The organism is Kitasatospora sp. NPDC049285, assembly GCF_040678815.1.
GTDB lineage: Bacteria > Actinomycetota > Actinomycetes > Streptomycetales > Streptomycetaceae > Kitasatospora.
The window spans coordinates 29,339-36,087 of sequence record NZ_JBFAQR010000070.1; the positions used below are offsets into that span (position 1 = coordinate 29,339).

9 protein-coding genes are annotated in these 6,749 nt (G+C 64.8%); 7 read left to right on the plus strand and 2 right to left on the minus strand.

What is annotated here, in order from left to right:
- The first annotated feature begins 255 nt into the window (after positions 1-255).
- Both AB0K51_RS30250 and AB0K51_RS30255 read left to right on the plus strand, forming a co-directional pair.
- Positions 256-447: a hypothetical protein gene (locus AB0K51_RS30250; RefSeq protein WP_363460647.1), complete on the plus strand. Its 192-nt coding sequence runs from the start codon at positions 256-258 to the stop codon at positions 445-447.
- Between the two features lie 49 nt (positions 448-496).
- Positions 497-1,870, plus strand: a complete 1,374-nt coding sequence (locus tag AB0K51_RS30255) for a hypothetical protein (RefSeq protein ID WP_363460649.1) — start codon at positions 497-499, stop codon at positions 1,868-1,870.
- A gap of 91 nt (positions 1,871-1,961) precedes the next feature.
- On the opposite strand, the gene AB0K51_RS30260 is transcribed toward AB0K51_RS30255, so the two are convergent.
- Both AB0K51_RS30260 and AB0K51_RS30265 read right to left on the minus strand, forming a co-directional pair.
- Positions 1,962-2,381, minus strand: a complete 420-nt coding sequence (locus tag AB0K51_RS30260) for an NUDIX hydrolase (protein WP_363460651.1) — start codon at positions 2,379-2,381, stop codon at positions 1,962-1,964.
- Positions 2,374-3,024: an NUDIX domain-containing protein gene (locus AB0K51_RS30265; RefSeq protein ID WP_363460653.1), complete on the minus strand. Its 651-nt coding sequence runs from the start codon at positions 3,022-3,024 to the stop codon at positions 2,374-2,376. Before AB0K51_RS30265 ends, AB0K51_RS30260 begins: the two co-directional genes overlap by 8 nt.
- Positions 3,025-3,358: 334 nt before the next feature.
- Between AB0K51_RS30265 and AB0K51_RS30270 the strand changes: the two genes are divergently transcribed.
- The 5 genes from AB0K51_RS30270 to AB0K51_RS30290 all read left to right on the plus strand — a co-directional run.
- Positions 3,359-3,865 (plus strand): nucleoside-diphosphate kinase, encoded by a 507-nt coding sequence (locus tag AB0K51_RS30270; protein WP_363460655.1) that lies wholly within the window; start codon positions 3,359-3,361, stop codon positions 3,863-3,865.
- A 76-nt stretch (positions 3,866-3,941) separates the two neighbouring features.
- Positions 3,942-4,241, plus strand: coding sequence for a hypothetical protein (locus AB0K51_RS30275; protein WP_363460657.1), 300 nt, complete (start codon positions 3,942-3,944; stop codon positions 4,239-4,241).
- Between the two features lie 147 nt (positions 4,242-4,388).
- Entirely contained in the window at positions 4,389-4,979 is a 591-nt protein-coding gene (locus tag AB0K51_RS30280) for a hypothetical protein (protein ID WP_363460659.1), read from the plus strand.
- Between the two features lie 38 nt (positions 4,980-5,017).
- A complete protein-coding gene (locus AB0K51_RS30285; protein ID WP_363460661.1) occupies positions 5,018-5,779 on the plus strand; it encodes a hypothetical protein in 762 nt (253 codons plus the stop codon).
- Positions 5,780-5,782: 3 nt separating this feature from the next.
- The coding region (locus AB0K51_RS30290; protein WP_363460663.1) for a hypothetical protein at positions 5,783-6,749 on the plus strand (967 nt) is incomplete at its 3' end.

Sequence of the window (6,749 nt, forward strand, 5' to 3'; positions counted from 1 at the left end):
GCCCCTGCTGCCGAATGCGGGCCGCTGCTTCCTCCTGGCGCAGGCCACGAGCCTGCCGCAGGGCCTTCAGACCGGCCGCCAGCACCTCGCGCAGGGGTGCTGCCGTGGGCTCCATGGATCACCTCTTCGACCAGCTGGAGCCATCCACGGTACACCTTCATTGGCTCGCATGCCAGAGCGTTTCATTTGTCATAAGTCGGGCATCATGCGCTCTGAAAGCAGAGCACCACCGATGAGGTGAGCCCCATGGGCGGCATGACCCGAGAAGAGCTGCTGCGGCTACCGGTCATCACCGACCTGGTCACGGCCGGCAAGGCGCTGGGCATTGGGCGGACGCGGGCGTTCGAGTTGGCCCGGCGGGGCGAGTTCCCCGTGCCGGTGCTGCGGGTCGGGGCGACATGGCGGGTGCCGACTGCGCCGCTGCTGGCGCTGCTGGGCGTCGGGTAGCACGGCAATTGCGCGTGCCAAGACGGGCACTTGCGCCGACAATTGAAGCATGATCGAAAATAGTGACCTAAGCCGCTTTAAGGATGCTCTTCATGCGTGGGCTAAAGCAGCCATCACACATCTGGGCACTCGATCGAATGCCGTGGATCTACATATGCGCCACCTATGGTCCCGCGACGCCACGTCATCTAATGTCTACCGCCACATGCAGACCGAAGAGAAGCGGTGGACCAGAGAAGCCATACAAGAGCTAACCGCCCTGTCGCAATTTCAAGATCTGGCACATGCATCTCAGGAAAATCCGGTGGTGTCAGACCATGTCGAGCGCCTGGTAGGCACACCACTTGGCGCCAGCCACTGCACTCTACTCACTCTCGCGCTCAGTACTCTTCCCACGCCTGGCGAAATCGAGAGCGGCTCGTTCGATGACTTCGAAGCTCGATGGCAGCGACTTGCCGATTTTCTCACGACGCAACAGCTGAAGTATAAGACTCTGCACCTACTGCATGGGCTCACCATTTCCGGCCAGGAGGAAATAGAGCTAGAGCCAGGTTTGACGATTGATCGCCTTACGAACCGAGACATCGAACAAGCAATGGGGCTCGGACTGATCAAGCCAGCCCTGCCGTCTAGCTACCCTTTGAGCATCCTGAGCGAGTCTCAGCTCTACGCCATCAAGAGTTCTATCCAGCTGCCCAAGGTGACGTCCCCACCCGACGGATCAGCAGACGGCGACCCGAAGGCGGTCGAAGCGGCTTTTCGGCAACTGGCGCAGGGCAATGAGGCGGCCGAGAGAGTCTTTCATTGTATGAGCCTCTTGACTGGCGATCGGATTGGTCTCGCCGGCACGATGACAACTGCCGATAGCTGGCTCCCCTTGGGCTCGGGAGTTCACTTCACCTCCAGTCCTACACCCTCTTCGATACCGCCAAAATGGCCAGTGGACTGCTCTGAGGCCGAGAGGCTAAAGGATATCTGGTCCCGCCTGAAGCGCCCAGAGAACAAAGCCATCCTCCTGCCTATCCGACGGCTTAGCTTTGCCTCACAGCGCAAGCTCGATCAAGACCGAATGCTTGACTTGTTCATTGCAGCCGAATCCTTCTACTTGACCGAGATAGGCAGCAAGGACAAGGGGGAGCTGAAATACCGCCTAGCCATCCGAGCCGCGGCCTGGTTCGACAAGGAGATTACAGAGTGGACCAAGCGGGACGTCTTCAAACACATGAAGACGGGATATGACCTTCGCAGCACTATCGCACATGGTGGCGAGTGCAGACCCAAGGACATCAAGATCGGAGAGGAACAGACATCCCTAAGTGAGTTTGCAAGCACCACGGAACAGATACTAAGAGCAGCGCTCATCAAAGCCATCAATCGATCCGATGGCCCGATACACTGGGATGACCTAGTGATTCCGGAGTAACATGAGGAAATCCGCGATCGATTTGAACCTTCCGCACCATAGCCCTTTCGGCTGTGGTCTGCTGGTACGTGCTGAATGGCGAATCAGCAGGTCATTCAGCCGCAGTGAGCAGCACGTCGTCGAGGTACTGCTGCACGGCCTCGAACAGTCCGTACGGCACGTACTCGGCGATCTGGTCGTGCTCCACCCAGGCCAGCTCGGCCAGTTCCTCGGTGTCGACCACCGTGGCCGTACCGCTCACCACCTCGCAGGCGGTGTATGACATCTGCCGACCGGTCTTCGGGTGTACGCGCTCGCCGAGCAGCCGGGTGGCCTTCACCGTCAGGCCGACCTCTTCCTCGGTCTCGCGCACGGCAGCTGCTTCCGGCGATTCGCTGGCCTCAACCTCACCGGCCGGGAACTGCCACGACAGCTCGCCCTCCTTCACTCGGCGCTGAACCATCAGGACGCGGCCGTCCTGGACGATGATGGCGGCGGCGATGCCCGGCTTGGTGCTGGTCTGCTCAGTCATGCTGCGGCTCCTCCAGGGTGGCCAGGATGGGCGGGAAGATCGTATCGACGGGGATGAACCGGGTCACGGCGTTTCTGGGAACCCACATCACGTCGGCGTTCTCGACCATGTCCTGGTTCTGGGCCACGCCTGCCAGGTACTCGGCCAGGTAGTACTGGCACCAGACTCCGGTGGTCGGGTGGAGCCGGCCACCGAGGTCTTCTCGCACCGCGCAGTGGACACCCGTCTCGGCGAGCGTTTCGCGGACTGCGGCCGACGCTGGGCTCCCACCCGGCTTGATCACACCGGCCGGAAACTGCCAGCGGATGCCGGCCGACTCATCGTCCCGGCGGCAGACGAGCAGCACCTCCGACTCGCGGACCACCACAGCGACGGCGACCCGCAGCGCCTGGGCGGTGGCCGCCTGACTGGCGTCGGCGGTGAGCAGTGCGAAGCGCTTCTGCACGGTGGGTGGCGCGGTCTCCAGCGCCTGGTCGAGCAGCTGCCGCATCTCGGTGCGCGGGACCAGCTCTGGGCTCTTGTGCCAGCTGGCCACCGTTCGCAGCCCGATACCCAGGCGGGCGGCGAAGGCCTCGTTGGTGTCACGCAGTGCCTCTTGGAGCTTGCAGGCGGATTCGCCGGTCCAGGTGTCGACGACGTCCACGCTGCCCTCGCTCTGTTGTGTGCCGTGGTGCAGTCAAGCTGCACCCTGACTGCACTGGTACTGCATGGTGACGTGGCCTGGCTCCGGCCAGACTCTGACCCATGCCAATCAAGACTCACGGCGGAAGCGCCAGTTGTAGGTGCTTCGCTCACCGAGCACGGGCGGGGCCGCAGCGATTCTAGGTGAGCACGAACCGCAAATCCGCCGCTTGCACAACCTCGTGACCGACCACGCAGCTCAAGCGACCGAACCGCTTCACCCACGCCGGTAACCTCAGTGCTGACGGGCTGATCGTTCGTCATATCGCCATGCCAGCAAGCACGAAAGGGAACCCATGGCCGACCAGGTCCAGACGGTCGAGCGCACGCTCGTCCTGCTCAAGCCCGATGCGCTGGTGCGCGGCTTCGCCGGCAAGATCATCGCTCGGTTCGAGGACGCGGCACTCAAGATCGTCGGCACCAAGATGAAGTGGCTGGACGACGAGTTCACCCGCAAGCACTACTTCGACCTGGAGGAGCGGCTCGGCGCCGACGTCTACAACCTGACCGCCACCTTCATGCAGCAGGGGCCGGTCATGGCGCTGGTGCTGGAGGGCTACGACGCCATCGCCACGGTGCGCAAGATCGTCGGTAGCACCTACCCGAACCAGGCGCCGGCTGGCACCATCCGCGGCGACTACTCGCACATGAGCTCTGGCGCCAGCCTGACCGTCGGCAAGGCCGTGGCCAACCTGGTCCACGCCTCCGGCAACAAGGAGGAGGCCGAGCAGGAAGTCGAGCTCTGGTTCGCCAAGGACGAGCTGTTCGAGTACAAGACCTTGGCCGAGTCCTACATCTACTGAGGCCTTGGGCGTCACTCCGGTGGCGCTGCCCGAGTTCAACAGCACGTAAGCGACTGTCACGACGAGAGGGCACCAGATGACCAACCAGACCCGCCTGGCTTCGCCGGCTGAGCTGGAGGCGGCGTTCCAGCAGGAACTGGCGACCGACCGCTGGGCGGCGGCCGAGACGGCATTCGCCTTGGCCCTGCTGCTGCGCGACGCTGGCGAGTGGGACACCTCGCGCCCCTGGGTGAAGCAGTGTCTCGACCTGCTGGAGGGCTTCCCCGCCGACAGCCTGGAGCAGGTAGCCACCAAGCGCACCAGCATCGGCGGCGTGCCGCTGCCGAACTACCTGCACGAGGGTGTCGTTCGCGAGCGGTTCGGCGAGCTGGCCTGACGTAGCTGCTGGTGGTGCGGTCAGGGAAGCAGTGACCGGCCGCACCACCAGTGCACCACACCAACTGAATTCAGTGACTGCTTGGGCAGGGGGTACCTGGCGCCAGCTCGGCCCCATCCGGCATGCCCAAAACTGGAAGGAAGACCGTTGGCCATCGAGATCGAGATGCGCGCCCGGTTCGACAAGACCACCCACGACGCGCTGGTGGAGCGGCTGGCCAGCGAGGGCGAGGACCTGGGCCAGGACAACAAGCTGATCCACTTCTTCGTGCTGCCGAACCAGCTACTGAAGATCACCGACAACCAGTCGGCTGGCACCGCCAAGATCACGCTCAAGGACAGCAAGATCGGCCAGGGCGCTGCCTTCGGCGAGACCGAGTTCCCGATCGCTCAGGAGGACGTGGCCAAGGCCGTCCAGCTCTTCGGCGCGCTCGGCTTCGAGGACACCCGACACGAGGCGTTCAACTTCCGTCGCAACTTCCAATTTCGGGGCGTCGAGATCGCAGTGAAGTGGAGCGACGCCTGGGGCTACCACGCCGAATTCGAGCGTCTGCTGCCCGACGACGCGTCGGACGCGGCCCGTGACGAGGCTGCCGCCGAGATCATCGATGTGGCCGCTGAGTTGGGCATCCGGCTGATGAGCGAGCAGGAGCTGGCCGAGTTCACCGCCTCCTTCGAGGCCGCCGAGCAGGCCCGCAAGGCCGCCGCTCAAGTTTCGGCGCCGGTCGAACTCCGGTAGGTCTGCCCGTCTCAACCACCAAGGGGGTGGGCTGCACCATGAGCACGACACACACGGCCAGCCTGGTCGAGTTGGCTGCCCGCAAGCAGTTACCGCACCACCAGTTCACCGACGCCGCCACGGTTGAATGGATCAAGGCCAACCGGCCCGACTTCCTGCCGGCCTGGCCGCCGCCGCTGCGCCTCACCACCAAGGCCTTGGTCGAGCAGGCCTCGATCCCCGCCGAGTGGTGGGCCGAGCCGCAGCTGGCCGACTCCATTCACGGCCGCCGTCACGGCCTGCGCGTCGCCACCCTCACAGCGCTGCTGGCCGACTGGTACACCCTGGACGAACCGGACACGGCCAGCGCGGTCATCGCGGCGGCCGTGCACGACTGCCAGCGTCACCACGACAAGGACGACCCGGGACACGGCGCTCGGGCAGCGGTCGCGCTGGCGGCCAACGCCGACGTGGTCTGGTCTCACTTCGGGGCAACGCCCAACCCGCGGGACGTGATCCGCGCGGCTACGGCGGTCCGACTGCACGAGGTGCCCTACGAGGAGTTCACCGCCGATGACCGAGCTGACTACGCCCGGGCCGAGCGGATCTGCGACCTGGTGAAGGTGGCTGACGCCTTGGACCGGTTCCGCCTGCCGAAGTTGTCGTGGTGGCCGGACAGCCGGTTCGTCCGTGAGCCGACCTTCGAGCAGCTGAAGCCGCTGGCCTTCGACCTGGTGGTCATCTCCGAAGCGGCGTTCCTGGCTGGCGCCTCGAATGTCGAGGCAGTCCGGTTCGCCTGCGCCGATAAGGGGCTGCTGTAGGCCATGGACTTCCTCAACTCCTACGAGCTCTGGGCCGACGCGCACGCCTTCTTCGGGGCCAGCCTCGTCCCAACCCTGCCCAACACCGACGATCCGCTCGGCGTGCAGAAGGCCGCCTGGACCGATCGGTTGGCCCTCGGCACTCCCAACGGCCACCTGTTGCGCCGCAACGCGCTGTTCGACGCCCTGGCCAGCGGTGGCAAGCTGCACCTGCTGCACGTCACCCACGCCCTGGAGAAGATCAGCCAGGACGGCGTGCTGTACCCGTCCGGCGGCTGCTTGGTGGGCAGCATCTACTGTGCACCTCTCACCGCGACGAACTGCGGCTTCCGGCCGCACAATCTCGGCTCGTACGTGCTCACCCGTGAGGCGCCGGCCTTCCTGGCGAAGATCGGGCAACCAGACCATGCGCCCACCCCACTGATCTTCGAGCTGAACCTGCCGCCGCAGGCGTACTCGGGGCTGGCCGGGGTGGACTACCTCCGGCTCGGCTCGATTCACCTGGCCATCTACACCCACCTCGAATACCTGCTGAGCAAGGCCGAACGCCACCAGCTGCGCGAGACGGTGGTCAGCCGGGTGAAGAACTCCACCGCCTTCCTAGCGCTGGCCGCCGCCATCGCCTACCAGGGGGCGACCGTGGAGCCGGCAGACTTCTTACGCCAGCTCGATGCCACCATCCCGCGGCTGCCGATCCTCGGCTACCTGTTCTTCGAGGCGCTGTCCGAGTACGTGATGCTGCACTCCACCAGCTCGCGCACGCGGCGGCTGGCCGAGCTGGGCGAGTTCAACAACTGGCTCTACAAGGAGATGCTGTTCGCGGTGCCGGGGATGATCGGCCGGTTCGACTTGGCCAAGTTCCACGTGCCCGACCTTGCCGACATGCTGCAGAACGTCGACCGTACGCTCGACCCGAACGCGGCGGCGGCCTACCTCACCGACCGCATCAGCCATCTGGTAGCCGCCCGCC

Bases quoted from the DNA above. Each gene is read 5' to 3' on its own strand.
- AB0K51_RS30255 (WP_363460649.1), top strand. From the start codon at position 497: ATGATCGAAAATAGTGACCTAAGCCGCTTTAAGGATGCTCTTCATGCG.
- AB0K51_RS30270 (WP_363460655.1), top strand. From the start codon at position 3,359: ATGGCCGACCAGGTCCAGACGGTCGAGCGCACGCTCGTCCTGCTCAAG.
- AB0K51_RS30285 (WP_363460661.1), top strand. From the start codon at position 5,018: ATGAGCACGACACACACGGCCAGCCTGGTCGAGTTGGCTGCCCGCAAG.
- AB0K51_RS30260 (WP_363460651.1), bottom strand. From the start codon at position 2,381: ATGACTGAGCAGACCAGCACCAAGCCGGGCATCGCCGCCGCCATCATC.
- AB0K51_RS30250 (WP_363460647.1), top strand. From the start codon at position 256: ATGACCCGAGAAGAGCTGCTGCGGCTACCGGTCATCACCGACCTGGTC.
- AB0K51_RS30275 (WP_363460657.1), top strand. From the start codon at position 3,942: ATGACCAACCAGACCCGCCTGGCTTCGCCGGCTGAGCTGGAGGCGGCG.